Origin of the sequence: Algoriphagus sp., from assembly GCF_046296635.1 — a bacterium.
In the GTDB taxonomy this organism is placed as follows: domain Bacteria; phylum Bacteroidota; class Bacteroidia; order Cytophagales; family Cyclobacteriaceae; genus Algoriphagus.
Genome location: NZ_JBKBKZ010000064.1, coordinates 1 through 603 on the forward strand (window position 1 = coordinate 1; position 603 = coordinate 603).

Genomic DNA, 603 nt, shown 5'->3' on the forward strand with positions numbered 1-603 from the left:
TTGGAATTCAAATCCACAATTTAGGCATGCGTATGGCACATTTGGATGATTGAAATAAAAAGTTAGATTGCTACCTTTAAAAACAAAAAGACCCGAATGAGGGTCTCTTTTGGTGGTGCGCACGAGAAGATTCGAACTTCCACACCCGAGGGCGCTGCCGCCTGAAGACAGTGCGTCTACCAATTTCGCCACGTGCGCAGAATAAAATGTAGAGACAAAAGTAGCTGAAAAAGTCTGAAGGCTAAAGCAAGAGCTGAGGGAATTTTTTCTCTCTATATGTTGGCCAAAAGACCAAGTCAAGAATTTTACCAACCCTCTCTCGGCTTATTCGTTGGTACTGAGGTGTTGACAGTTGCTTTCCGGATCAAATGTCAATTAACCTGCAATTTTATTTATAGAATAACTATTTTTGGCATTTAGCCAATCTACAGATTTACATGATACAACGTATTGCGCTAGTTCTCCTGCTAAGCCTTGGTTTTTCGGCACAGGGGCAAATCCTCCAACCAGCCAAATGGAGCACAGATGTTTCCAAAAAGGAAGTAAGCGTAGGAGATGAAGTAGAGTTGATTTTCTATGCCCGCATAGACAAAGACTGGTACT

Annotated in this window: 1 tRNA gene; it reads right to left on the reverse strand. The window is 42.0% G+C overall.

What is annotated here, in order from left to right:
- Positions 1-113: 113 nt before the first annotated feature.
- Positions 114-198 (reverse strand) — tRNA-Leu (locus ACK4HU_RS21970).
- Between the last annotated feature and the right edge of the window lie 405 nt (positions 199-603).